The 24327-nt window shown below is 66.6% G+C and carries 25 protein-coding genes and 1 tRNA gene; 9 read left to right on the top strand and 17 right to left on the bottom strand.

The features are described 5' to 3' along the window. Positions 1-33: 33 nt before the first annotated feature. A complete protein-coding gene (locus ACFVYR_RS14160) occupies positions 34-831 on the top strand; it encodes a TetR/AcrR family transcriptional regulator (protein WP_384254672.1) in 798 nt (265 codons plus the stop codon). Positions 832-871: 40 nt separating this feature from the next. Here ACFVYR_RS14160 and ACFVYR_RS14155 read toward each other — a convergent pair whose 3' ends face one another. The 3 genes from ACFVYR_RS14155 to ACFVYR_RS14145 all read right to left on the bottom strand — a co-directional run bounded on the left by ACFVYR_RS14155 (position 872) and on the right by ACFVYR_RS14145 (position 5026). Further along, positions 872-1693: a YceI family protein gene (locus ACFVYR_RS14155; protein ID WP_384254674.1), complete on the bottom strand. Its 822-nt coding sequence runs from the start codon at positions 1691-1693 to the stop codon at positions 872-874. A gap of 203 nt (positions 1694-1896) precedes the next feature. Beyond that, on the bottom strand, positions 1897-4473 hold the full coding sequence (locus ACFVYR_RS14150) for an MFS transporter (RefSeq protein ID WP_384263818.1): 2577 nt from the start codon (positions 4471-4473) through the stop codon (positions 1897-1899). A gap of 13 nt (positions 4474-4486) precedes the next feature. Continuing rightward, positions 4487-5026: a MarR family winged helix-turn-helix transcriptional regulator gene (locus tag ACFVYR_RS14145; RefSeq protein ID WP_384263820.1), complete on the bottom strand. Its 540-nt coding sequence runs from the start codon at positions 5024-5026 to the stop codon at positions 4487-4489. 173 nt (positions 5027-5199) lie between these two features. Here ACFVYR_RS14145 and ACFVYR_RS14140 point away from each other — a divergent pair, with 173 nt between their 5' ends. Continuing rightward, positions 5200-5409, top strand: coding sequence for a hypothetical protein (locus tag ACFVYR_RS14140; protein ID WP_384263822.1), 210 nt, complete (start codon positions 5200-5202; stop codon positions 5407-5409). A gap of 403 nt (positions 5410-5812) precedes the next feature. Here ACFVYR_RS14140 and ACFVYR_RS14135 read toward each other — a convergent pair whose 3' ends face one another. The 9 genes from ACFVYR_RS14135 to ACFVYR_RS14095 form a co-directional block, all read right to left on the bottom strand. Continuing rightward, positions 5813-6112 carry a hypothetical protein gene (locus ACFVYR_RS14135; RefSeq protein ID WP_384263825.1) on the bottom strand — a complete coding sequence of 100 codons (300 nt, stop codon included), beginning with the start codon at positions 6110-6112 and terminating at the stop codon, positions 5813-5815. A 590-nt stretch (positions 6113-6702) separates the two neighbouring features. Further along, positions 6703-7566: an RNA polymerase sigma factor SigF gene (locus ACFVYR_RS14130; protein WP_384263827.1), complete on the bottom strand. Its 864-nt coding sequence runs from the start codon at positions 7564-7566 to the stop codon at positions 6703-6705. Positions 7567-7810: 244 nt separating this feature from the next. Continuing rightward, positions 7811-8632: an RNA polymerase sigma factor SigF gene (locus tag ACFVYR_RS14125; RefSeq protein ID WP_384263831.1), complete on the bottom strand. Its 822-nt coding sequence runs from the start codon at positions 8630-8632 to the stop codon at positions 7811-7813. A gap of 321 nt (positions 8633-8953) precedes the next feature. Beyond that, positions 8954-9247 (bottom strand): Dabb family protein, encoded by a 294-nt coding sequence (locus tag ACFVYR_RS14120; RefSeq protein WP_062780948.1) that lies wholly within the window; start codon positions 9245-9247, stop codon positions 8954-8956. Between the two features lie 80 nt (positions 9248-9327). Next, positions 9328-9507, bottom strand: a complete 180-nt coding sequence (locus tag ACFVYR_RS14115) for a hypothetical protein (RefSeq protein WP_384263829.1) — start codon at positions 9505-9507, stop codon at positions 9328-9330. Positions 9508-9968: 461 nt separating this feature from the next. Next, a tRNA-Ser gene (locus ACFVYR_RS14110) sits at positions 9969-10056 on the bottom strand. A gap of 125 nt (positions 10057-10181) precedes the next feature. After that, entirely contained in the window at positions 10182-10613 is a 432-nt protein-coding gene (gene tadA / locus ACFVYR_RS14105) for a tRNA adenosine(34) deaminase TadA (protein WP_384256142.1), read from the bottom strand. Between the two features lie 141 nt (positions 10614-10754). Next, on the bottom strand, positions 10755-11309 hold the full coding sequence (locus ACFVYR_RS14100) for a hypothetical protein (protein WP_384255933.1): 555 nt from the start codon (positions 11307-11309) through the stop codon (positions 10755-10757). A 247-nt stretch (positions 11310-11556) separates the two neighbouring features. Then, complete coding sequence (locus ACFVYR_RS14095; RefSeq protein WP_384255936.1) at positions 11557-11727, bottom strand: hypothetical protein; 171 nt, start codon at positions 11725-11727, stop codon at positions 11557-11559. Between the two features lie 176 nt (positions 11728-11903). Here ACFVYR_RS14095 and ACFVYR_RS14090 point away from each other — a divergent pair, with 176 nt between their 5' ends. The 5 genes from ACFVYR_RS14090 (at position 11904) to ACFVYR_RS14070 (ending at position 17698) form a co-directional block, all read left to right on the top strand. Further along, positions 11904-13676 carry a recombinase family protein gene (locus tag ACFVYR_RS14090; protein WP_384255938.1) on the top strand — a complete coding sequence of 591 codons (1773 nt, stop codon included), beginning with the start codon at positions 11904-11906 and terminating at the stop codon, positions 13674-13676. 934 nt (positions 13677-14610) lie between these two features. After that, the gene (locus ACFVYR_RS14085) at positions 14611-14853 is read left to right on the top strand and encodes a hypothetical protein (RefSeq protein WP_384255941.1); all 243 of its coding nucleotides are present in this window, start codon (positions 14611-14613) and stop codon (positions 14851-14853) included. A 455-nt stretch (positions 14854-15308) separates the two neighbouring features. After that, on the top strand, positions 15309-15701 hold the full coding sequence (locus ACFVYR_RS14080; RefSeq protein ID WP_384255943.1) for a hypothetical protein: 393 nt from the start codon (positions 15309-15311) through the stop codon (positions 15699-15701). A gap of 719 nt (positions 15702-16420) precedes the next feature. Beyond that, entirely contained in the window at positions 16421-16735 is a 315-nt protein-coding gene (locus ACFVYR_RS14075) for a helix-turn-helix transcriptional regulator (protein WP_389611870.1), read from the top strand. A gap of 30 nt (positions 16736-16765) precedes the next feature. Next, positions 16766-17698: a P22 phage major capsid protein family protein gene (locus tag ACFVYR_RS14070; protein ID WP_384255946.1), complete on the top strand. Its 933-nt coding sequence runs from the start codon at positions 16766-16768 to the stop codon at positions 17696-17698. A 784-nt stretch (positions 17699-18482) separates the two neighbouring features. On the opposite strand, the gene ACFVYR_RS14065 is transcribed toward ACFVYR_RS14070, so the two are convergent. From ACFVYR_RS14065 to ACFVYR_RS14055, 3 genes are read right to left on the bottom strand one after another with little or no spacing between them, the layout of a single operon-like run. Beyond that, positions 18483-19316: a helix-turn-helix domain-containing protein gene (locus ACFVYR_RS14065; protein ID WP_384255949.1), complete on the bottom strand. Its 834-nt coding sequence runs from the start codon at positions 19314-19316 to the stop codon at positions 18483-18485. Next, positions 19313-19840 carry a DUF6879 family protein gene (locus ACFVYR_RS14060; protein ID WP_384255951.1) on the bottom strand — a complete coding sequence of 176 codons (528 nt, stop codon included), beginning with the start codon at positions 19838-19840 and terminating at the stop codon, positions 19313-19315. Before ACFVYR_RS14060 ends, ACFVYR_RS14065 begins: the two co-directional genes overlap by 4 nt. Further along, positions 19827-20015, bottom strand: coding sequence for a hypothetical protein (locus ACFVYR_RS14055; protein WP_384255954.1), 189 nt, complete (start codon positions 20013-20015; stop codon positions 19827-19829). The genes ACFVYR_RS14060 and ACFVYR_RS14055 overlap by 14 nt, the downstream gene beginning before the upstream one ends. A 247-nt stretch (positions 20016-20262) precedes the next feature. Here ACFVYR_RS14055 and upp point away from each other — a divergent pair, with 247 nt between their 5' ends. Beyond that, positions 20263-20898, top strand: a complete 636-nt coding sequence (gene upp, locus ACFVYR_RS14050) for a uracil phosphoribosyltransferase (protein ID WP_384255956.1) — start codon at positions 20263-20265, stop codon at positions 20896-20898. A 92-nt stretch (positions 20899-20990) separates the two neighbouring features. Here the strand turns inward: upp and ACFVYR_RS14045 are convergent, their stop codons facing one another. After that, positions 20991-21665, bottom strand: a complete 675-nt coding sequence (locus ACFVYR_RS14045; protein ID WP_384255959.1) for a LytR C-terminal domain-containing protein — start codon at positions 21663-21665, stop codon at positions 20991-20993. A 134-nt stretch (positions 21666-21799) separates the two neighbouring features. Next, the gene (locus tag ACFVYR_RS14040; RefSeq protein ID WP_003955420.1) at positions 21800-22096 is read right to left on the bottom strand and encodes a type II toxin-antitoxin system VapB family antitoxin; all 297 of its coding nucleotides are present in this window, start codon (positions 22094-22096) and stop codon (positions 21800-21802) included. Between the two features lie 497 nt (positions 22097-22593). Between ACFVYR_RS14040 and ACFVYR_RS14035 the strand changes: the two genes are divergently transcribed. Continuing rightward, entirely contained in the window at positions 22594-24195 is a 1602-nt protein-coding gene (locus ACFVYR_RS14035; protein WP_384255961.1) for an ABC-F family ATP-binding cassette domain-containing protein, read from the top strand. Positions 24196-24327: the final 132 nt, after the last annotated feature.

Below are 24327 nucleotides of genomic sequence, written 5' to 3'. Positions count from 1 at the left end.
TCCGGGCTTGAGGACCAACGAGGAAGGTGCGCCATGGCGAAGGCAGCCGGCCGCACGAAGCACACGGCGCGGACGAGCGTCTGGCTGCGGACCAGGGCCCCTCGCGGCGGCGGCCGCAAGGGCGACCAGCCGAGCGGCCTCGACGTGGAGCGCATCACCGCGGCCACGGTCCGGCTCCTGGACGCGGAGGGGCTCGACAAGTTCTCCATGCGCAGGCTCGCCGGGGAGCTGAACGTCACGGCGATGTCCGTCTACTGGTACGTGGACACCAAGGACGACCTGCTCGAACTCGCCCTGGACGCGGTGTGCGGCGAGATGCGGCTGCCCGCCACGGAACCCGCCACGGAACCCGGCACAGAGGCGGGGCCGCAGGCCTGGCGCGAGCGGCTCCGCGCGCTGGCGGAGGAGTACCGGGCGGTGCTGATCCGCCATCCGTGGATCTCGCCGCTGGTCGGCAGATACCTCAATCTGGGCCCGAACTGGCTGGCGTTCGCCCTGGCCATCCAGAACGCGGTGCGTGACACCGGGCTTCCGGCATACATGCAGAACGGCGCGATCTCGGCGGTCTTCCAGTTCGTGTACGGCTTCGGGACGATCGAGGGCCATTTCATCGCGCGGTGCGCGGAGGCGGGGATGTCGCAGGAGGCGTACTACCGCGAGGCGGTCGGGGCCGTGCGCGACGAGCTCGCGGGGCACGGGCTGCTGGAGAGCGCGGACGAGCTGATGGCGGCGCGGGACGGTGACACGGTCGAGGAGATGTGGGAGAGGGACTTCACGATCGCCCTCGATCTGATGATCGCGGGCATCGAGACCCTCCTGTCCCGCTCGTGACCCGACCGTGCCCCGCCGCCCGGTTCAAGGGCGGCCGTGCTCAGCCCGCCTGCGGCAGGCCGTCCCCCTGGACTGCCTGGATGTCCAGCTCGACCTTGAGCGTCGTGCCGATCGCCGAGATGCCCGCCTGGACCACCTGGTTGTAGTTCATGGCGAAGTCCTCGCGGCGCAGCTCGGCCGTGGCGCGGAAGGCGGCGCGCGTGCCGCCCCACGGGTCCGCGCCGGTGCCGAGGTAGCTGAGCTCCAGATCGACCGGGCGGACGACCCCGTGCATGCCCAGTTCACCGTGGACCGTCCACCGGTCGGTGCCGGAGGGCGTCAGACCGTTCGAGCGGTACGTGATCTCCGGGTACTGCTCGACGTCGAGGAAGTCCGCCGACTTCAGGTGGCCGTCCCGCATTCCGTTGCCCGTGTCGATCGAGGCCGACCGGATGACGGCTTCGACGCGGGACTTCTCGACGTCCTCGGCGATCTCGATCCGTCCGCCGAACTCCGTGAACCGCCCGTGCACACTGGTGATCCCGAGGTGCTGGGCGACCGCGCCCACCGTGGAGTGCGCCGGGTCGACGGTCCACGGTCCGGGCGGCGGCAGCTCCGTGCCGCCCTGCCGGGCGAGGACGACGTTGCCGACCTCGGCACGGCCGCTCGCGGTGACGAGCGCGGTGGAGGCGACGGGCGCGTACCCGACGGCGGTGACGATGACGGTGTAGGGCCCGGCGGCGAGCGCCGTCCCGTCCCGTACGGCGCCTTCGTCGTCCGCCTCGGCCCGCAGTACCTGCGTCCCGGTCATGTCGGTCACCGTGACGACCGCGTGGGGCACGGCCCAGCCGTCACGCGTGCGGATCCGAGCGTTGAGTGCCATCCCGTTTTCTCCTTGCCGGGCTCCCGTTCCGGAAAGCCCCAAAGTCCAAGCTCACGTTCACGCTGTACATACGGAACGGATGACCCCCGGCGGCGGTGACCGGCCGTCCCCTGCCGTGAACGTCACCGCCGGCCCGGGGGCCCTTTCCGCAACCGGCCCGGTGCCGCGCTTCCGCTCGGAGCGCGGCACCGGGCCGGGGCCGGTCACTCGCCCGGGTGGGCGAGCTCGATGTCGTGGCCGTCGATGCCGCTGCCGGCCACCGTCAGGCCCGTGGCCACCGGCGGGTACCCGGTCGCGATGACCGTGTACTCCCCGCTGTCCAGGTCGGTGAAGGCGTACGCGCCGTCCGCACCGGTGGTCGCGGTGGCGACCACGTTGCCCGCGGCGTCCACAAGCGTGACGCGGGCGTCGTTCAGCGCCGCGCCGCCCGCCCGCACGGTGCCGAGCACCCGCGCGCCGGAGTTCAGCTCGACCTCGACCCGGGTGACCCCGGTGCCGCCGACCTCGACGGGCAGGGCCATCGGCCGGTGGCCCGCGGCGTTCACCGCGATGGTGACGGTGCCGGGGACCAGCTCGGCGAAGGTGAACTCGCCCTGCTCACCGGAGAGCCCGGTGGCCAGGACGTCACCGCGTACGTCGGTCACGATGACCATCGCACCGCTGACGGGCAGCTTGCTGTCGGCGTCGCGGACGAGTCCGCTCAGCCCGCTGGTGCCGCTGAGGAGGATGTCGTACGCCAGCGCGTCCTCGCCCACGACCACGGTCGAGGCCTGCGGCTGGAAACCGTCGGCGGAGGCGATGAGCACGTACGACCCGGCGCCGGGCGCGTCCACGGTGTAGGCACCGTCGCCCTGCGCGACCGCGCGGCCCAGCTGCCGTCCCCCGAGGGAGATCAGCGTGACGGCGGCCTGCGGAACCGGCACGCTCTCGGCGCCGCGGACGTAGCCGTGGACCGGGATGCCGCCCGTGACGGGCGGCAGGCCGCCCGCTCCCGCTCCGGCTTCCGTGGCGGACGCCGCTGCGGCGAGGCGCTGCGTGCCCTCGGGACCGGCCTCGTTGTGCGAGGCGACGGAGGCGAGGACGGGCTGCTCGGCGGTGGGCGCCGTCGACGCGGTGGCCGTGGCGGCCGGGGTGGCCGTGGCGTCGGCCGGAGCCGCGCCGTCCGTGGCCCCTGCCGCGGCCTGCGCGAGGCCGCCCGACGTACGCAGCGGAACCTCCTTGATGAAGATCGTGATCAGGAAGGCGATCAGCGCCAGCGGCGCGGCGATCAGGAAGACGTCGGCGATGCCGTGCCCGTACGCGCTCTCCATCACCGTGCGGAACGGCTCCGGGATCTTGTCCAGGTCGGGGATGCCGCCGCCACCGGTGCCGCCGTGGCCGAACTGCGCGGCCGCCTTCGGACCGAGGTCGGTGATGCCGTCCTTGACGTAGTCGGTGATGCGCGTGGACATGATCGCGCCGAGCGCCGAGACACCCATCGCACCGCCCAGGGAGCGGAAGAAGGTGACGGTGGAGCTGGCGGAGCCGAGGTCCTCGGGGGCGACCTGGTTCTGCGTGCAGAGGACCAGGTTCTGCATCATCATGCCGATGCCGAGACCCATCAGGGCCATGAAGATCGCGATGTGCCAGTACTCGGTGTCGTACCGGATGGTGCCGAGCAGGCCGAGGCCCGCCGTCACCAGTGCGCCACCGCTGACCAGCCACGCCTTCCACTTGCCGGTCTTGGTGATGACCTGGCCGGAGACGGTCGACGAGACGAAGAGTCCGCCGATCATCGGGATGGTCATGACACCGGACATGGTCGGGGACTCGCCCCGCGCCAGCTGGAAGTACTGGCTGAAGAACACCGTGCCCGCGAACATCGCGACACCCACGAAGAGCGAGGCGAGCGAGGCGAGCGTGATGGTGCGGTTGCGGAAGAGCCGCAGCGGAATGATCGGCTCGGCGGCCTTCGACTCGATGAGTACGAAGAGCAGTCCGAGGACGATCGAGCCGCCGACCATGGCGGCGGTCTGCCAGGACATCCAGTCGTACTTGTCACCGGCGAAGGTGACCCAGACGAGGAGCAGGCAGACGGCGGCGCTGATGAAGAAGGCGCCGGCCCAGTCGACCTTCACGTCGCGCTTGACGACGGGGAGCTTCAGGGTCTTCTGCAGGACGATCAGCGCGATGATCGCGAAGGGCACGCCGACGTAGAAGCACCAGCGCCAGCCGAGCCACGAGGTGTCGGTGATGACACCGCCGAGCAGCGGACCGCCGACGGTGGCGACGGCGAAGGTGGCGCCGAGGTAGCCGGAGTACCGGCCGCGCTCGCGCGGGGAGATCATCGCGGCCATGACGATCTGGGCGAGGGCGGAGAGACCGCCGACGCCGATGCCCTGCACAACGCGGCAGGCGATCAGCATCCCGGCGCTCTGCGAGAGACCGGCGACGATCGAACCGCCGACGTAGATGATCAGGGCTATCTGGACCAGGGCCTTCTTGCTGAAGAGGTCCGAGAGCTTGCCCCACAGGGGCGTCGTCGCGGTCATGGCGAGCAGCGACGCGGTGACGACCCAGGTGTAGGCGGACTGGCCGCCGCCGAGGTCGCCGATGATTTCGGGCAGGGCGTTGGAGACGATCGTCGACGACAGGATCGCCACGAACATGCCTAGCAGCAGCCCGGACAGCGCTTCCATGATCTGCCGGTGCGTCATCGGAGCGTTCTCACCGGGGTGGGAGTGATGGGCTCCGTGCTTGGCATGGCTGCCCCGCACACCGGCTGGTGTGGTTGTTGCCATGGATTTCCTCTTCTTACGCGGGTGTACGGGTGGTCTCTGACGTGATCTGCACGTCGGGTGTCTGCACGGCGGGCGTCTGCACGTCGTGTGTCTGCACCTCGTGGGGAAGCCGGACCGCAGCCGTGCGGCAGTCCCCGAAGCTGTCGCGCAGGCGCCCGAGCAGCGTGCTGAGCTGGACGACCTCTTCGTCGCTCCAGTCATGCAAGTAATGGGTGAGCGTCCGGATGGAGAGCTCGGAGAGCTCGTCCACCTTGGCCTTGCCGTCGGGCGTGAGCCGCAGGATCCGGGAGCGCTTGTCCGCGGGGTCGGGATCGCGGACGATCCACTCCTTCTCCGCGACATGGGCGACGTGCCGGCTGGTCACCGACATGTCGACGGCGAGCAGCTCCGCCAGCCTGCTCATCCGCATCGCGCCGTGGCGGTCGAGCAGGACGAGTACGGCGGCGGATCCGCCGGGGCAGTCGTGGGGGAGACCCCGGCCGAGACCGCGCTTCACGGCACCGATGGCGCTGAGCTGTCGGGCCAGCTCCTCGTACTGACGTTGCGCGGCCACGGCACCTCCTCTATTTGTTGCTTAGGGCAACGATAGAAGAAGTTGGTTGCCGCAGGCAAACTAAAAGTCGGGCGGCGCGCTAAAGAGTCGGCAAAGGTCTGGAAGCTCGCGCGTAAAGGCGCTGGCCAGTGGGGGTTGGGCGGGGGGTGGTGGATTCGCTAGGGTCCTGCTTCATGGCACACAACCCCCAGGGACCTCAGGGCAACAACCCCGACCCCGCCGGTAGTACGCAGATGTTCCGCGCCTTCGTCGACGAGGCGCCGCAGTCGCAGGGGCGGAGGCAGCAGGCGGCGACTTCTTCCGGCCCACGGGTGGGTCTGATCGTGGGCGTGGTGCTGGCGATCTTGGTTGTGGCGGGTGTGGCTTGGCTGGCGCTTTCTTAGGGCGGGGCGCCTTGAGCGGTTCCGGGGCGCGGTCGTTGGGGGGCGTTCCATTCTTGGCTGCGGCGCCGCGGGGCCCCTTGGGCGGGTGGGCGTTCCGTTTCCGGCTGCTGCGCCGCGGGGCTTGAGCGCGCAGTTCCCCGCGCCCCTTAGTTAGACCCGCCGCCTGGCTACCGGATTGCTCGGCCCCCCTTCGGCCCTTCAGGGGCGCGGGGAACTGCGCAAAGCCACGGTGGGGCCCGCTGGACGTGGGGCGGATCGAAGGGTCCCTCAGGGGCGCGGGGAACTGCGCGAAAAGCCACGGTGGGGGCCACACGACGTGAGGCGGATCGAAGGCTCCCCAGGGGCGCGGGGAACTGCGCGAAAGCCACGGTGGGCCCGCACCGGACGTGAGGCGGATCGAAGGCTACCTCCAGTCGACCGAGACGTCCCGCGTCTCCACCCGCATCCCCAAAGGCACCCGCCACGCGTCAACACACACCGTCCAGCCCCGCTCCCGCTTCCGCCCGGGATCGATCGGCGCCGGCAGCTTCACGGTCGACTCGATCGTGGCCCAGTCCACACCGAGCCCCCCGATGACGTGCGTACCGAAGGTGACAGTCCCCGACCGCACCGGCGAACCCCCGGTGTTCCGGAAGGTGACCGTCACCTCCTCGCACCAGCGCTTGTCCGCAGGACTCCGCTCCGGATCGCCGACCTTCAGCACGGCGGGCCCCCGCGGGGGCGAAGTACCGGTCCCCGGATCCGTGGCCGGAGGCGGGGACTGGGGCGGAGACGGAGGTGCCGGAGACGATGGCGCACCGGCGCCGCTCCCCGAACCCGTACCTGCACCAGTACCAGTACCCGTACCCGTACGACCGGAACGCGCGCCACCCTCACCGGCCGACGCGCGCGCACCTTCCTGGCCCCTACCCACGGGCCCCGAACCACCGCTACCGGCAGGCGACTTCCCGCCCGAGCCGCCCTCTCCCGAGGCGGAAGTGGACGGTACGCCACCGTCACCCCCACCGTCACGACCACCCTTCGCGCCGCCATCCAGCGGCACCAGCCTCACTTCACCGCTCGGCCCCACGGCCTTCCCCGCCCCGGGCCCCCGCCCAGGGCCCGCCCCGGCCGCCACATAGCCCTCGCCGCTGTCACCACCGCAGGCGGACAGCAGGCCACCCAGGCAGACGGCGGCGGCACCGACGCCGAGCACGTTCAGAACACCACGTCGACCACGTCGCATTGCGGCAGTGTGGCTGACGGGCCGTCAATTAGGAACCCCGTCAGCACCACGCGCCATCCGGAGGCGACTCAGTCCGAGATGAGCCCCTCACGCAACTGCGCCAGCGTCCGCGTGAGCAGGCGGGAGACGTGCATCTGCGAGATGCCGACCTCCTCGCCGATCTGCGACTGCGTCATGTTGGCGAAGAAGCGCAGCATGATGATGCGGCGCTCGCGCGGCGGCAGCTTGGCGAGCAGCGGCTTGAGGGATTCGCGGTACTCCACGCCTTCCAGAGCCGTGTCCTCGTACCCGAGGCGGTCCGCCAGGGAGCCCTCGCCGCCGTCGTCCTCGGGGGCCGGGGAGTCGAGCGAGGATGCGGTGTAGGCGTTGCCCACCGCGAGCCCGTCGACCACGTCCTCCTCGGACACCCCGAGTGCCAGGGCGAGTTCGGGGACGGTCGGTGAGCGGTCGAGCCGCTGGGCCAGCTCGTCGCTGGTCTTGGTCAGCGCGAGCCGCAGCTCCTGGAGGCGGCGCGGCACCCGCACCGACCAACTGGTGTCCCGGAAGAAGCGTTTGATCTCACCCACGACCGTCGGCATCGCGAACGTCGGGAACTCCACGCCGCGTTCGCAGTCGAAACGGTCGATCGCCTTGATCAGGCCGATCGTGCCGACCTGGACGATGTCCTCCATCGGCTCGTTGCGACTGCGGAAGCGGGCCGCCGCGTACCGCACGAGTGGGAGGTTGAGCTCGATGAGCGTGTCGCGTACATAGACGCGCTCCGGGCTGTCCTGGGCGAGCGTGGCGAGCCGCAGGAAGAGGGAGCGGGACAGGGTCCGGGTGTCGATGGCTTCCGGGGCCGATGAGCTGTGAAGCGCGTCGGGCGCGGATTCGCTCGGGCTCTTCGTGAGCGTGAGCGTGAGCACCTTCGAGCTGCCCTGGTCTGCGGACATGCCACCCCCTTGAGGTCGCGGACGGTCGCGGCGGGCGCTCCCGTCGGAGGAACGCAGCCTCCACCTGAATACCGGAGGTGGGGCTACGGCAAACGCGGTTCCAGCAGAATGTCACATGTCGGCAACACGCTGTAGTTACTTGTCGACAAACAAGGGTGACATCCGTGCAGGAAAGAGGGGGTCTGGGGCTTTTCGGCGACGGGTGCCGTCGGGAACGGCTCCGACGGCACTCCACTCGATACGGTTACGCCTCGATCCGATTTGCGGACCGAAGGCGTGCGAAGCTCCGGGCCAGCAACCTCGACACATGCATCTGGGAAACGCCCAGTTCGGCGCTGATCTGTGACTGCGTCAGATTGCTGTAGTAGCGCAGGAGCAGGATCCGCTGCTCGCGCTCGGGCAGTTGGACGAGGAGGTGGCGTACGAGATCGCGGTGCTCGACGCCGTCGAGCGCGGGGTCCTCGTAGCCGAGCCGGTCGAGCAGGCCCGGCAGCCCGTCGCCCTCCTGGGCGGCCTCCAGCGACGTCGCGTGGTACGAGCGTCCTGCCTCGATGCAGGCGAGCACCTCGTCCTCGGTGATGCGCAGCCGCTCGGCGATCTCCGCGGTCGTCGGCGAGCGCCCGTGGGCGGTGGTGAGGTCCTCGGTCGCGCCGGTGACCTGCACCCACAGCTCGTGCAGTCGCCGGGGTACGTGGACGGTGCGGACGTTGTCGCGGAAGTACCGCTTGATCTCGCCGACCACGGTCGGCATCGCGAAGGTCGGAAACTGCACCCCGCGCTCCGGGTCGAACCGGTCGATGGCGTTAATGAGCCCGATGGTGCCGACCTGGACGACGTCCTCCATCGGCTCGTTGCGGCTGCGGAAGCGGGCGGCCGCGTACCGGACGAGGGGGAGGTTGGCCTCGATGAGCGCGCCGCGCACCCGGCCGTGCTCGGGGCTGCCCGGCTCCAACTCCTTGAGCTGGCCGAAGAGCACCTGCGTGAGGGCGCGGGTGTCGGCGCCCCTGGTGCTCCCGGAGCCCGGGCCCGAGCCTGACCCCGAGCCAGAGCCCGAGCCCGGTGAGATCTTGGCGGGCGGAGTCTCCTCGGACGCAGCCTTCGCGGGTGGAGCTTCGGGCGCAGTACTGGCCGGCACGGGCAACGCCACCCCTTCTCAGACAGGCACGGTCAAGCTCGGTCGACCTCGGTCAACTCATCCGTCAAAAGCGGTCATAGCATCACAAGACATGTGCACTGTGTGCAAGCACCCCATAGCTACGTGTTGAGGAGCGGCAAGGGTCGCGGGGTGGCCCCGGCGCACGACACGGAACGGCCCCGCACCGGCGTGGTGCGGGGCCGTTCGGGACCTGGGATCGGAAACCTGGGATCGGAAGCCTGGAAGGGGCGGTCAGAACTCGTAGTCCGCGATGACCCACGTGGCGAACTCGCGCCACAGCGCCACGCCCGCCTGGTGCGCCGGATGCTCGATGTACCGCTTCAGCGCATCGGTGTCCTCGACCGCCGAGTTGATGGCGAAGTCGTACGCGATGGGGCGGTCGGTGATGTTCCAGTCGCACTCCCAGAAAGTGAGCTCCGGGATCTGCTCGCCAAGGGCGCGGAACGCCTCGACGCCCTCGACCACACGCGGCTCGTCGCGCCGCACACCGTCGTTGAGCTTGAAGAGGACCAGATGGCGGATCACGGGCACTCCTTGGAGAGGGCTGGGCTTTGGTGACGCGGCGGCCGGGAGCGCCGGCGGCCGGAAGTCTTGGCGGCGGCTGCTCAGTCCTTGCCGCCGTTGGCGACCCACGTCATGAAGTCACCGATGCTTCGAGCGGCACTCGAAACGCCTTCGAACCCTATCTGGACGTAGTCCGCGGCCTTGGCCGGGTCGGTGATGATCACATAGAGCACGAAGACGACCACGACGAAGAGGCCGACCTTCTTCCACTGCACTGCCACGTCCCTGGCCTCCCCAATTGCCCGCGCCCCGTGTGACCCCTGTGACGGCGGTGAGTCTAACCCGGACCGGACTCACGGGGCTTTTAGGGACCAACGGCCCGGCAGCAGAGGCCCTTTGCCCGCGCCGACCGGGTGGCACGGGGCGCAGGATTGATGGTGAGCCCGGCGGATCTGGCAGGAATCCACGGGCGAGGGACCGGCCCTACTGCGGGGTCCGCGCCGTCTGCTTCCCCCCGACGGCGGCGCTGACTGAGGGACCGGTCCTCGTCGGGGGGAGCGGCTTGTCCCCCCGATGCCGCTTCCCCCGTCCTTGCGGGAGAGAGCCCCGGCGCCCAGGAGGTGCCGGGGTTCTTCGCGTGCGCACGTGTGCCTGCGCACGTACGCGTGTGCACGCGCGTCCTCGTATCCCCCCGGGTGTACGACGAAGGGCCCGTCCAGCTGGACGGGCCCTTCGTATCGAGCGGTAGCGGTGGGATTTGAACCCACGGAAGGGGGTTACCCTTCACTCGCTTTCGAGGCGAGCTCCTTCGGCCGCTCGGACACGCTACCGAGAGGAACTCTAGCCCAAAGTGGCCCGTGTTCTGAAATCCGTTTGGCCGCCCCCCGGGATCACCGCCGGTATCACGGTTCGTAGCACCGCCCGTACCACCGCCGTATCACCGCCGTATCACCGTTCACCGTTTCCGGAAGAACTCCGTCAGCTGCGTGGCGCACTCGTCCGCGAGGACTCCCTGGATGACCTCGGGGCGGTGGTTGAGCCGTCGGTCGCGTACGACGTCCCAGAGGGAGCCCACCGCTCCGGCCTTCTCGTCGAGAGCCCCGTAGACGACCCGGCCCACGCGGGACTGCACGATCGCGCCGGCGCACATCGTGCAGGGCTCCAGCGTCACGACGAGCGTGCAGCCGGTCAGCCGCCACTCGCCGAGCCCGGCCGCGGCCCGGCGAAGGGCGAGCACCTCCGCGTGGGCGGTCGGGTCGCCGGCCGCCTCGCGTTCGTTGTACCCCGTGGCGAGCACCGTCGTGCCGTCCGGGGACAGCACGACGGCGCCGACGGGAACGTCGCCACCCCCGGCGGCCAGCTCGGCCTCGGCGAGAGCGAGCCGCATGGGCGCCCGCCAGCGGTCGCGTACGGGATCCTGCCCGGTGAAAGGCACCTCGGGATCGGGATCGGGATCGGGGTCGGTCGGAGTGATGGAGTCGGTCATGGGGCCGGTCATGGGGTCGGTCGGGTCGTTCACACGGGGAACCTAGCGGACGGTTTCGAGCACCTCCGCCGCCCCGAGGATCTCGGCGATCTCGTTGAGCGCGTCACCGCTCCGCAGACCGAGCAGATCCTTCTCGGGCACCCCGAGGTCGGAGAGGATCCCCGTGTCGCCCACCGGCCCGGCCACGGCCCCCGACGTACCGGGGACCTCCTCCGTCTCCGGTACGGAGTCGGAGGGCGCCTCGGGTTCGCCGTCCTCCGTGCCGTCCAGGTCGAGGGCGTCCAGGTCGGTCGCCCCGTCGTCGTCCGGATCGCGGCCGAGCATCTCGTCGGTGAGCAGGATCTCCCCGTACGAGCTGCGGGCGGCCGCGGCCGCGTCCGACACGTAGATACGAGGGTCCTCCTCACCGTCCACGCGGACGACGCCGAACCACGCGTCCTCCTGTTCGATGAAGACGAGCACTGTGTCGTCGTCGTAGTCGACCGTGGCCTCACGGGCCAGGTCGGCCAGATCCGACAGGGTCTCCACATCGTCGAGCTCCGTGTCGCTCGCTTCCCACCCGTCTTCGGTGCGCGCGAGCAGTGCGGCGAAGTACACCGTGACTCTCCCACTGGTCATAGGCAGTGCCGGTTGGCGGTTTGGGGTCCCCCCGGCGAGGTCGGGGAGCGGGGAATGCTGCTGCCAAGCCCCGCCCATTCGGAATCGTGGCAGAAACGGCGCCGTCAGGAGAGGTCTTCCGCGCGCTGTGTTCCGCGTCGCGTTCTCCGGGAGCCTCCGTCGGGCCGTCACCGGGCCTTCCTCGGACGTGCGGTACCGGGCGCCCAGGGGGCGGCCGACGAGGCGGCTACCAGCGGAACGTACGCATGCGCATCTGCTGGCGCATGCGCGCCGCCCGGGCGCGGCGCGGCTTCACGCGGTCGCGCAGCTCGATGGCCTCGGTGCGTTCGCGCAGGAACTGGGCACGGCGCCTGCGGCGCTCGGTGTCGTTCTCGTCGTCCGGTTTGCGCTCCGCCATGGGCCAACACCACCTCAGTCCGTACGTCCCCACCTTCCCCCGTCCGGCTGCGTTGATGCCAGCGAGAGGCGCGGGGGTCCGGCCCGGTTACTGTTGATGGCATGCGGATCCACGTCGTCGACCACTCGACAACTCGTTAGAGCACAAGAGCGGGTCAGAGAGGCTAGGTAGTGCCCATGTCACCTGCAAGAACGAGCCGAGATGGCGGACCCGTCCGCATCCTTGCGGCTCTCCGTATCTCCCTGGACGACGACGCCAGCACGTCCATCGAGCGGCAGCACGAGAAGCGGAAGGACTGGTTTCGCCGAAATCCGTGGGCCCGTCTCGTCCACGTGACCGAGGACCGTTCGGTATCCGGCGCCATAGACCTCAAGGACAGGCCGGAGCTTGGCCCCTGGCTGGCTGAGGACAAGCGAGACGAGTGGGATGCCATCTGGATCAGCACCCAAGACCGTCTGGGCCGTGATGACCTCCACTTCATGGCGTTCGTCAAGGACGTCATGGACTGGAAGAAGGGCGTGTTCGTCGAGGACGACCCTTCCTTCGACCTCACGACCGAGACCGGGCGCCTGATTGCCTACGCCAAGGCGACCCAGGCGGCGGGGGAACTGCGGAAGATCAGGCAACGCGCCCTCGACTCCCGTGACTACCTCCGACGCAACGGTATGTGGGCAGGCGGCAACCTTCCCTTTGGATACAAGCCGATCCCGATCCAGGTTGGGGACAAGATCCATTACAAGCTGGTTCAGGAGTCGACCTACGCCAAGATCTTTCGAGAGGTAGCGCGCCGTGTCCTGAACGGGGAGCCGCTACGGAAGATCGCTGCTGATCTGAACGAACGGGCAATCCTGACTTGGCGAGACTACGAGGGCACCCTTCCGGCGCTCCCAGGTACCAAGAAGAGGCAGAGGGAACCGCAGGGGATCCAGTGGCACCCGTCGACCCTTAGTCGTCAGTTCCAGAAGCTCTCTTGTGTGGGACAGCTTGAGCACACCGACAAGGAGACCGGCCGAGTCCGGGTAGTCGAGCTGGACAACGGGGACCCGGTGACGTTCACGGCAGAACCGATCTTCACCGAGGCCGAACGCACAGAGATCCTGGACAAAATCGGGGAGCGGGCCTCTAAGCCGCAGCGGGCGCGTAGGGATGTGGCCCGGCTGAGTGGAGTGGGGAGGTGTGGCACCTGCGGCCAGAGGGCCACCGTCAACCGCGTCACGCACAAGCTCAAGAGCGGGGATAAGACCTACGAGCGATACCGGTGCTCTTCCTCGACCAAGGCGGCGCAGTGCAGCGAACCCGGATACATCGAAAAGGCCATCCTCGATGAGTTCTTGGACCGTGTTCTACTCCTTCACTTGGGTGACCGTGAGGAAGTGAGGGTGGTCAAGACCAAGGGTGAAGACCACACGGCTGAACTGGAACAGTACCGGAGTCGTCTGGCCCGAATCGAAAGGGAAGATGAAGAGGGCTGGTACGACGACGACCGGGAGTCCTATTTCAAGAAGCGCAGGAACGTGGTCTCTCGCATCAAGGAGTTGGAAGCCAAGCCGGTAATCCCCGACAGAATTGAGTACGTGCCCACTGGACGCATATTCCGTCAGAAGTGGGAAGGGATGACGACCGAAGAACAACGGGAATACTTGATTGAGCACAACGTGTTCGTTGGGTTCTGGCGCTCAGGAAAGGACCCGAAAGAGCGCGCTGCCTATATTTGGATTGGAGACCTCGTCAAGGTGGCAATGGCTATGGGGCTCCCCGCAGACGAACTCCCGCCCGGAGGTCTCCATGCCCTTAACCTAACCGGCGAGCAACAGAATTCCGCCTTCGTGGCCATTGCGAAGCGACCGGGATCAAACATGCAGGCAGTTTACGAGCACTGGGTAGAATCGCGTGACCGCGACCTAGAGGAAATGTACGCCCATCTGGAGCTAAAGGAAGGTGAGGAGTAGTACGCAGTATTCTGGCCCTCGCCTATCGGCTACTGCCGATGGGCGAGGGCTTTCTCATCTTCCCACCGAAAATAAGCAATCCAGAATGTGGGCAATGACCACTAAAAGCGCCTCCCCCCAGCAATGCCAAGGGTGCGTGATTGTGGTCACGCCCTCAAAAGGGGCCTAACTTGAGACCTGGCTGGCCCACGGAAACCCGTACAGGACCTCGCTTGCTATGACGTCCCGATCAGGGTGATGGGCGTACCCGGACCCCTCCCCCTACCCCCGTGCACCCATTATGTGCTTCGTAGCACGATCAAAAGACGCAGCTACTTTTCGCACAATCTTCATTGTCGCGATGGTAGAGATCATGGAACAGTCGACAACTAGGGTCGAGGGAATCTCGAAATTGCCTTGCTGATTCATCGTCGTAATAGCTCACATGATCGAGCGTCTCCGTACCGTCGCTGTCCACTGTGTAGACCTCGATTCTCATCAGTCCTGCACTTCCCTTCTACGAGGCTCCGAGCGGCCATCTCGGCTCATGCCAAGATGGCGGACGGGAGCCTCTGCTCTCATCGGCCCACAGGCGCCCTAACGGTGACTGGTGACCAGGCGTCTCAGGGCGCGAGCGGAGGCCACATCGAAGGGGCTAACGACCAGGGGCTGCTACCGATACCCCAGAGGCCTGAATGCCCCCACGGAGCACGGCGAGTCGACAACCAGGGGTCTTGCTGACCACGGGAGATCGTTAGTACAGCCCGGATGGCCAAGAGAGGTACCCCCCTCCCCTTGCCTAGCCAGCTAACAGGCCGTGACCCAGGTCACCGCTACCTCATACAACCTTTGGTGTTACTCCTCTGTCTCACCTACGAGTCGGGCCTAGAGGCCGACCGGCGCCAGTCGCAATCCGGAGACGCTTTAGCCTGCCCAAAAATTGAGGGGATTTTGCATGATCGATGACTTTATCGACAAGATCAGCGATGACAGCGATATCGAGCATGTGAAAAATGTCGGATACTCCTCTGATCCGGACCCGACCGGTCCCATCACTCGCGGGCAAGTTTCCAGCGAAATAGCTCAGGCTATGCAGTATGCGATCTACTCCGATCAAGACTTGGAGCAGAGGATAGAAGCCCTTGAGAGTGAGAACGAGGAGCTGAAAAAGCGTCTAGAGGCTCTGGAGGAGTCTTAGGGGCTGACCGCGCAACAAACCAACACGACACCAAGAGGCTCTCTCAATTCGAATTGAGGGAGCTTCTTGTTTTCATTTTCCCAAACCTAGGGGTCTGGCATCAGCCGGGCCCCATTTTCTGTGACTGGAGACAAGCAATGGCTACCGTAATCGGCAAGTGCAATAGCCCGTTCTGCCCCTGCGCCAATCCCATGATTGACACGCCCTGCCCTGAGGGGGCGCAGGAAGCTGCCAAGCCTAACCAGGCCCCCGTGCTCACTGAACCTGAGATCCCTCCACAGGCGACGACTAACAGTTCCCCCTCTGCCTGTGCGTCCGATAGCAAAAATCACCGGTACGAGGCAGGCGACTGCGACCCTGTTTCCTATCAGGAAATAAAGCCTGCCCCCTGGGACTCTAAATTTGAAGTGATGAAACCAGCTGACATTGGACGCGGTCCGTGGCAGGGGGTATCCATGTCCTACTGCGATTCAATCGGAAAGAATGGCACCGGGCTTTCCAGTGATAGCCGTTTGATCATGCTTGTGCTCGGGAGGGCAGACAAGTACGGGCACGCAGAATTCGGGTCCGGTGAACTCTCTCTCCTCCTGGGCGTCCAGGAGCCCGCCGTAGTCAAGCTGATAGCCAAGCTGGTCAAGGCCGGGCTCGCGGTGCAGGGGTCCAAGTCCCGCTGTGTGTGGCTCGCCTACGAGCTGCGCGGAGGGGGTCGCCCGGAGGTCGACCCGAAGTGGGGGTGTGATGTCCATGGGCGTTTGGGGGCGGGGACTGTGACCCCCGCTCCCGAGACGGCAGAGCTGGGCCGGGACCTAGCCACAGGACTGCTGAGGGCCTACACCACCACACCATGATCATCTCTTCTTCCTCGCAGGAAATGACCACTGTGGTTGACCTGGGGTTTTGCTCCCACCCCTATAAGCAACACCTGGGACAGATACACCAGAGGCCAGCTCTACTCGCTGGCCGACTAGGCATCTGGCCATTGAAAGCCAGATGCTCAGTCTCTACTCACAATAGGACTATGCCGCATTGAAAGCGGCTAGGTAGATTGCTAGATGCCCAGTCGGAACTAGATCCTGAGATTCATTTCATTCATCTCCAGGCGGATCTGTCCTCCTGTTCTCACTTCTCGTTACTTTGACACTCCGCCTATGGCTCCGTCCGTATATGGACATCAGCACCATAGCAACCTCACTACATGAATCCACCTGCACCTCCTGCGGCTGCACTCCGGTGCTTAACGGTGGATTCCTTACGCTCGGGCGTGCTGATGGCAGTTCCCTTTCATTCCATCCACCGATGACCAGCCTTCAACATCCACCCCATAGCTTCGCGAGGGGGATGGACGTCTTGACTTTGGTCACGGCGTCTTGAATGTGGCCGCCGCTTTATGGGCTGATGCAACAATCCCCTTTCATTCCTACCTCTCACTGGCATACGGAGAGGTGCCGGTATCTGTGACCACCGGCCCTAAGCAAGAGTCACAGCAGGCTTGGTCCACCTGGGAGCAACGGGCCCCTCTTTATTGCCCATTGATGGGATTGATTCATCCCAATCAGCTGAAAGTGAAGTGATTCAAGTGATTCCAAACTTTGACCTTGCGCGGCGGCGCCGGAACCTGGGCCTGACTCAGGAAGATGTTGGCGACCTGGTGAGTGTTGACCGCCAGACGGTTGGCCGGTGGGAGTCGGGCCAGCACGCCCCTACTCACGAACACCTTGTGAAGTGGGCTCAGGCGGTCCGTATGCCTATCTCGGTACTTCTGGCCTATGCGGGTGAGAACGAGCGTGAGATTGCCGCCCTGTGCCCCGGTGGCTTCACTCAGCCGGAACACGGTGTAATCCGCCAGCTCGTTACCCAGGCCCGCGTCACTAACGCTGCCTGAACCTTTGATCACTAAGAACGGAGATTGAAAATGGCTAACAATTTTGCAGTGACTGACAAGGTGGCATCTGTTGCCGCCGCTTCCTTGGGTGCCTCTCTAGTTCTCGGGCGTACCGTCTTCCGCGATGTCGAGAAGGAGTTCGAGGGAGGGTATGGTGACACCATTCGCATCCGAGTTCCTAAGGCGATTCCGGCCAAGCCTTTCATCGAAGGCACGACCACCATCACAGATATTGTCCAGACAGTGAATGAGGGAACTGTTCCCCTCAAGCTCAATACCCACGCCGTTTCTGCGGTCTCGCTGAGCCCGAAAGACTACAGCCTGAACGTCTTCTCGACTCAGGCTCAGGCAGTCATCCCAACTTCCCAGGGTGTTGCCGAGTACATCGAGAATGCCATTGCAACTGAGCGTCTTAACCCGAAGATTGCTGCGGCTGACGCCCTGGTTATCGATCCTGTCAATGTCCGTGATGCGATCCTGGACGCTGGTGTCAAGCTGGATAAGGCCAAGGTTCCGGGAACCCGCTGGCTGGCTGTTTCCCCTGACGTTAAGAAGCTTCTTTTGGCTGATCCGATGCTGGCTGCGGTCAATTCCTCTGGCGGTGACGATGCTCTGGCAGATGCCGTTATCGGTAGGCTCCATGGTTTCAACGTTGTTGTTTCGCCTTACCTGGATGCCGGTGCAGTTGCTTACTCGCAGGACGCATTTGCCGTGGCTATCCGCGCCCCGTATGCTCCGCCCGGCTCGAACGGGGCATCTGCCGAGTTCTCTGACTCGACTTCGACTGTTGGCTACGCACTTACCGTGCTTCAAGCTTTCCACGACGACACACTCACTCAGCGAATCATTGCTGAGGCTTTCGTGGGTACAGCTGAGATCGACCCGGCCCGTTCGGTTGGGCTGAAACTTCCGTCGGGTGCATTCAGCGCCGGGACCATGAGCGCCAAGGCTTCGAAGAAGTGATGGCTACGGATTGGCCGGATCACTCCCGGCCTAACCGAATTCTCCAAAAGGGAAAGCCCTGGACTGAGTAGGACTGGCCCCTGCCGGATGCGGGGGCCTATTCTTAGTCCTTTACCTGGCGATACTCCTCGGACGTCCCTCCATGCTCGTCAACCCACCAAGCCACACCGCACTCAGTAGCGATGCATCGGTATCGCCACCGGGGCTCGCCGGACGCGGAGTCTATGGGCTGGGAAAGAATCACAGAAACGCTGCCGCACTTCACGCATCTAACCGGCTGGCATTTACGGCGTTGAGTGGTCATCTGCGTTGGAGGGCGCGGAGTGCTTCCGCCATCCCCTCCACGTGCTCCGCTTTGAGCGTGGGCACCTGAACGTAGGCATGCCCCTGAGGACGGCTCACCATGGGTCGGATGCCGTCGCAGAATTCCTTGGGAAGCCCTAGCGCGGTGAGCGCCTCTCGGAGCGCGTTACTGGCGTTATCCGCTGTCCTGAGGCTGTCCCGCCAGCTCTGCATATCGATGTCCACGAGGCTCACCTGTGATCAGCATCGTGATGCTGTCGGAGTTCCACATTGATGTCAGATACGGCACTGTAGTTAGCGGTGGATCTGACGTTCTCTCGTTTGTTGCAGAGACCCAAGCAGTGTTTACAGCCGGGCACTGCACGGGGCTCCGGTGGAAGCTCTGTCAGTCCGCTGTAGGTCTGTTGCTTCTGGGTCACGATGTGGCCTCCCCGCGTCTCGATTCGCTGGGAACCATCGTGAGCCGGTTGGCTAACTGTCTCTAGCGGCTTTCCCGTTGCTGCAAAAGGTCGTCCCTGATGGATGTCAGTAGGGCTCTCATGTCGTTGCCCTTAAGAGCGTCGGCAGCGAACCGATCGAACTTGGCGACGTACAGTGCAACGTCTCTCGGGTCGGTCACGACAACTTCCGCGTGAACGGTCTCTACCGTCACCGCGCTGTCGTCACGGACCACGAAGGCGTGGTTGGGAACGTCGTGCTTTGGACCTGCGAGAGGCACCAGGAGGACGTCAATGTTCGGGAGTCGTGACACGGAGATGAGCCGGTCTAGCTGCCCGACTATGACCATGGGTGGCACGATCAGCCACCGAAGAACGGGTTCTGTGATCACGAACCGTAGGGTCTTGCCTTCGTCGTACAGAACCTCTTGCCGTTCAAGCCTCGCGCTCACGGTCTGACGAACCGTATCCTCTGTCAGATCATCGTGCCGGGACAGAATTGCCCGCATGTACTCGGGGGTCTGGAGCAGGCCAGGCACTAGGGCGGGTTGGAAAAGCCGCAGGAGCGTCATACGGGCTTCAAGAGCTCTCAACTGTCTCTGCGCCTTGTGGAGTCCTGCACGTTGGATGAGACGCCAAGCTGTGGCTTCTGTTGCTGCCGCCCGCGCGGCATCCATGTACTCGGCCTTGACGTCGTCTGAGACGGCGATAGCGGTCAGGATGCGGTTGACGTCATCAGCGGTGGCTGAGGCCTTACCTGTCTCGATCTTGCTCAACTTGCTGGCAGACATGACAGCGCCACGGGCAACGACTTTGGCCTCTTTGTTCGAGGCTTGCCGTAGTGCCCGTAGCGCCGCACCAAGCTCTGAACGGTTCACTCCCCGTACTTTGCCCACCAGTCCGCGAACGGGACAGCGTGAGCTAGGGCTGTATCCCGGTAAGTGACGTACTCGGGCCCACGGTCATCCGGCAGCACATCGGACCCGAGGAACTTGCCATCACGGCTGTAGCGGAAGCGTGCCGGAGTGGTCGAGTCGAAGAGCCAGAAGTCCCCCACACCCTTGGGGAGAGGGTTTGGCTGGTCGGTCATGTCGAGGATGAAGAACTCTTCACCGGCTGTGGCGTTCGTCCGGTAGCCCCACCCGAGTTCGAACCGCAGGTACGGGGTGAGCGGCCGCGTGAGGATGTGGACGCGGTACATGCGGCGCCCTGAGCCGACATAGGTCCGGATCTCATCGAGCCAATCGACGTTGTAGTCGGCAGGCTGCGGCTGGCCGTCGAGGTACAGCCGGTACGCATCGACGTTCCCGGATTGGCTGTAGTCGTCGAGGGTTTCGAGCCGGAACGCTTCCTGCCGGAAGTTGTCGAACAGGTCGCCCAGGGAGCGGCTAGAGCTGCCCACCGAAGGCCTCTCGGATGAGTTCCATGGGAATCTCTACGAGGTGTTCGTGTCCGGGGATGTTGAGCCCGTGTCCCACGGGGGTCTCACCCTGTACGAGGATCGTGCCCCGTTCGGTCTTGTAGATCGACGGGCAGTCTTTCTTGTCGCATGTCGTCGCCAGCATGGTCACCTTCACGAGCGGTCCCTTCCCGTGGACGGAGCGTCTCGTCTGATCGTCGCGAGGCGGCGTGGGTGGGGCAAGGGGTTCGGATTTCCAGAACGGGAAATCCTGCGGGGGCCCGGCACGTCCTACGCTTCCCGGACCCCCGCCCTCTGCGTAGGGCGGGGGCCCCACGAGCGAGGCGTACCGTCTCAGCGCCGGTAGCCTGGTCTGAAGGGTCGCTGTGAGCGGCCATATTGCTGTTCAGACCCTTGGAGGTATTGTGCGTTTGCATGTTGTCGACCACCCGCTGGTGGCGCACAAACTCACCACGCTGCGCGACAAGCGCACCGATTCCCCGACCTTCCGGCGCCTCGCCGACGAGCTGGTCACCCTGCTCGCGTACGAGGCCACCCGGGACGTGCGCACCGAGCAGGTCGACATCGACTCCCCGGTCTCCAGGACCACGGGCGTCAAGCTCTCCCACCCGCGGCCCCTGGTCGTGCCGATCCTGCGCGCGGGACTCGGCATGCTCGACGGCATGGTGCGGCTGCTGCCGACCGCCGAGGTGGGCTTCCTCGGCATGGTGCGCAACGAGGAGACGCTGCAGGCCTCCACGTACGCGACGCGCATGCCGGACGACCTCTCCGGGCGTCAGGTGTACGTCCTTGACCCGATGCTCGCCACGGGCGGCACGCTCGTCGCGGCGATCCAGGAGCTCATCAAGCGCGGCGCCGACGACGTGACCGCCGTCGTGCTGCTCGCGGCCCCCGAGGGCGTCGAGATCATGGAGCGCGAGCTGGCCGGGACGCCGGTGACGGTCGTGACGGCCTCGGTCGACGAGCGGCTCAATGAGCAGGGGTACATCGTGCCGGGGCTCGGGGACGCGGGGGACCGGATGTACGGGGCGACGGAGTAGCGGAGTACTGGAGCGGCGGAGTACTGGAGCGGCGGATTACCGGCTCGCTTCAGCAGTCCTCAGTTCTTGGAGCCTCAGCAGCTCCTACTGCCTCAGCAGTTCTTCTTGCCCGACTGCGTGGACGTCGGCTTGGGCTTGGCCAGTGCGGCCAGGGCCTTGTCGGCGTCCTCTTTTTTCGTCAGGTTCTTGAACCGCGCGCCGATGACCAGGTCGACCTCGCCGCCCTTGCGGCCGTCGGACTTGAGCTCGGCGCCCGCGAGCTGTGTGCCGAGCACGGGGAGTGCGGTGCCGACGGCCGACTTGGCGCCGAGCAGCAGCCCGGAGCCCTTGACCTTCTTGTCGTACTCCTTCGTCGCGTTGCCCACCTTGCCGACCTTGAAGCCGCGCTTCTTGAGTTCGTCCGCCGTGCTCTTGGCGAGGCCGCCGCGGGGCGTGGCGTTGAGGACGTTGACGGTGATCCGGCCCGGCTCGGGCAGCGGTTCGGGCCGGGGTCCTGACTTCGAGACGCGGGTGGAGTCGTGCGCGGAGGACGCGGCGGACTTACGGTCGCAGTCCCCGGTCGTGGCGCCCGCGGCCGAGGCCTTGTGGCCGCCGGTGAAGACGTCGATGAGCTGCAGCGTGCCCCAGCCGATCAGGCCGACGACGGCGGCTGACGCGATGACCGCGAGCACGATCCTGCGACGCCCGTCGGGACGGCGCATCCGTGGATATTTGTCCCCCGTGATGCGGTATTCGCCGCCCATGCCGGGGGGAGTGAGCATGCTCATGGGCGCAGCGTAGTGCGGTGGGGCGGCGATGCCTACTAAATGATCATTACCCGGGGCTCAGTCCAACCCGAAAGGGTCAATGTGGTCCTGAGGGGGGTGCGGGCAGGGTGTACGGGCCTGGGTGGACCGGTACCTCAGCCCAGTTCGAGTACGCGCGCGTGGAGCACCTGGCGCTGCTGGAGCGCGGCGCGGACCGCGCGGTGCAGCCCGTCTTCCAGGTAGAGGTCGCCCTGCCACTTCACGACGTGCGCGAAGAGGTCGCCGTAGAACGTGGAGTCCTCGGCGAGCAGGGTCTCGAGGTCGAGCTGCCCCTTGGTCGTCACGAGCTGATCGAGGCGGACCGGGCGCGGCGCGACATCCGCCCACTGCCGGGTGCTTTCCCGGCCGTGGTCGGGGTACGGCCGGCCGTTTCCGATGCGCTTGAAGATCACACGGAAAGCCTACCGGTGAAGGCTCTCCGGGCGCAGCCATGGCGACGTAGTGCGAGTCTGGGAAATGCCGCTGCAAAGCGGGACAAACCGGAAAGGTGTCGGCGGGGTGCGGGGCTGGAAGTGGGCGGCAGTCGGCTGGTGTCGTCCATGTCGGGCCGCGCGAATCGCCCGAACGGGTTCGTGTCGGGGGTTGGGTGACGGGGTCGTTGGGGTCGGGTGGCGGTGGATGGGTGACGGGGGTCGGGTGGGGGGATCGGGGTGGCGGGATCGCGTGGCGGGGTGACGCACCCGCCTGCCCGGCGCCGCCGCACCGCGAATCCCGCCGCACCGCGGAATCCCGCCGCGCGGAGATCGCAATCCCGCCGCGCGGAAATTCGGGTGCGGCCCGGCCGGGCGGAACGTAACCTCGGAGCCATGTCTACGCCCCGCATCTCCTAGCCAGGACACACGCCTCCACGTCACCCGTGTGTCCATTCGCTATTGCGGAGCGTTACCTCATGATCACCGTACGAGGTGCCGACGTGCGCGTCGGTGCCCGCCTCCTGCTGTCCGGCGTCTCCTTCCACGTCGCCCCCGGCGACCGCGTCGGCCTGGTCGGGCGCAACGGCGCCGGCAAGACCACCCTCATGAAGATCCTCGCCGGCCGCGCCGCCCCCACCGACGGCACCGTCACCCGTTCCGGCTCCGTCGGCCACCTCGCCCAGGACCCGGGCGCCGCCGACCCCGCCGTCACCGTCACCGACCGCATCCTGTCCGCCCGCGGCCTGGACGAGGCGGTGGCGGCGCTGCGTACCGCCGAGGAGGCCATGGCGGAGGCCGGGGACCCGGCCGCCCAGGAGCGGGCCATGGCCGCCTACGCCCGCGCCGACGACCGCTTCCAGGCGCGCGGCGGTTACGCCGCCGAGGCCGAGGCCGCCCGTGTCGCCGCCGGACTCGGGCTGCCCGAACGCTCCCTGCACCAGCCCGTCGGCGATCTGTCGGGCGGCCAGCGGCGCCGGGTGGAGCTGGCCAGGATCCTGTTCTCGCAGCACGAAACGCTGCTCCTCGACGAGCCGACCAACCACCTGGACGCCGACTCGGTGGGCTGGCTACGCGGATACCTGGCCGGATATCCGGGCGGTCTCGTGCTCATCAGCCACGACACCGGTCTCCTCGCCGACGTCGTCAACCGCGTCTTCCACCTCGATCCGCGCCGTGCGGCCATCGACGTGCACAACACCGGCTGGCACACCTACCTCGCCCAGCGTGCCGCGGACGAGCGCCGGCGTACCCGTGAACGCGCCAACGCCGAGCGGAAGGCCGCCTCGCTGCGGGCCCAGGCCGACAAGATGCGCTCGCACGTCTCCACCGCCACCGCCGCGAAGAACATGGACCGGCGCGCCGAGCGCATGCTCGCGGGCACGGAGCCGGTGCGGCGGGGCGAGAAGGTCGCGCGCATCCGGCTGCCCGAGCCCGCGCCGTGCGGCCGGATGCCGCTCGGCGCGATCAGCCTCACCAAGGCGTACGGGTCCCATCGCGTCCTCACCGGTGTCGACCTGGCCGTCGACCGGGGTAGCCGGCTCGTCGTCCTCGGGCTCAACGGCGCCGGGAAGACGACGCTGCTCCGCCTGCTGGCCGGGCGTGAACTCCCGGATGAGGGGCGGGTCGTGGCTGGCCCCGGGCTGCGGCTCGGGTACTTCGCCCAGGAGCACGACACCCTGGTGGGCGAGAAGAGTGTCCGGGAGAACCTCGCGGACGCGGCCCCGCACCTCACCGACGGGGAGGTGCGGCGGGTCCTCGGCTCGTTCCTGTTCGGCGGGGACGACGCGGACAAGCCTGCCGCCGTCCTCTCCGGCGGCGAGAAGACGCGGCTCGCGCTGGCCGGTCTCGTCCACTCGGGCGCCAACGTCCTGTTGCTCGACGAGCCCACCAACAACCTCGATCCGGCGTCCAGGGACGAGGTGCTGGGAGCCGTGGGGACGTACCCCGGGGCGATCGTGATGGTGACGCACGACGAGGGCGCCATCGACGCGCTCAGGCCGGACCGTGTGCTGCTGCTCCCGGACGGTTCCGAGGACCTGTGGAGCCCCGACTACCGTCAACTCGTCACGCTGGCCTGACAGTAGCGCTGAGGGCTGAGGGCTGAGGGCTGAGGGCTGAGGGCCGAGGGTCGAGGGTCGAGGGTCGAGGGCCGAGAGTTGAGGGCCGAGAGTTGAGGGCCGAGAGTTGAGGGTCAAGGGTGGTTCGGCGTG

It is taken from the genome of Streptomyces sp. NPDC058284, from assembly GCF_042881135.1.
In the GTDB taxonomy this organism is placed as follows: domain Bacteria; phylum Actinomycetota; class Actinomycetes; order Streptomycetales; family Streptomycetaceae; genus Streptomyces.
The sequence above is the reverse complement of the archived record's forward strand: the minus strand, read 5'-3'. Positions and strand labels throughout refer to the sequence as shown.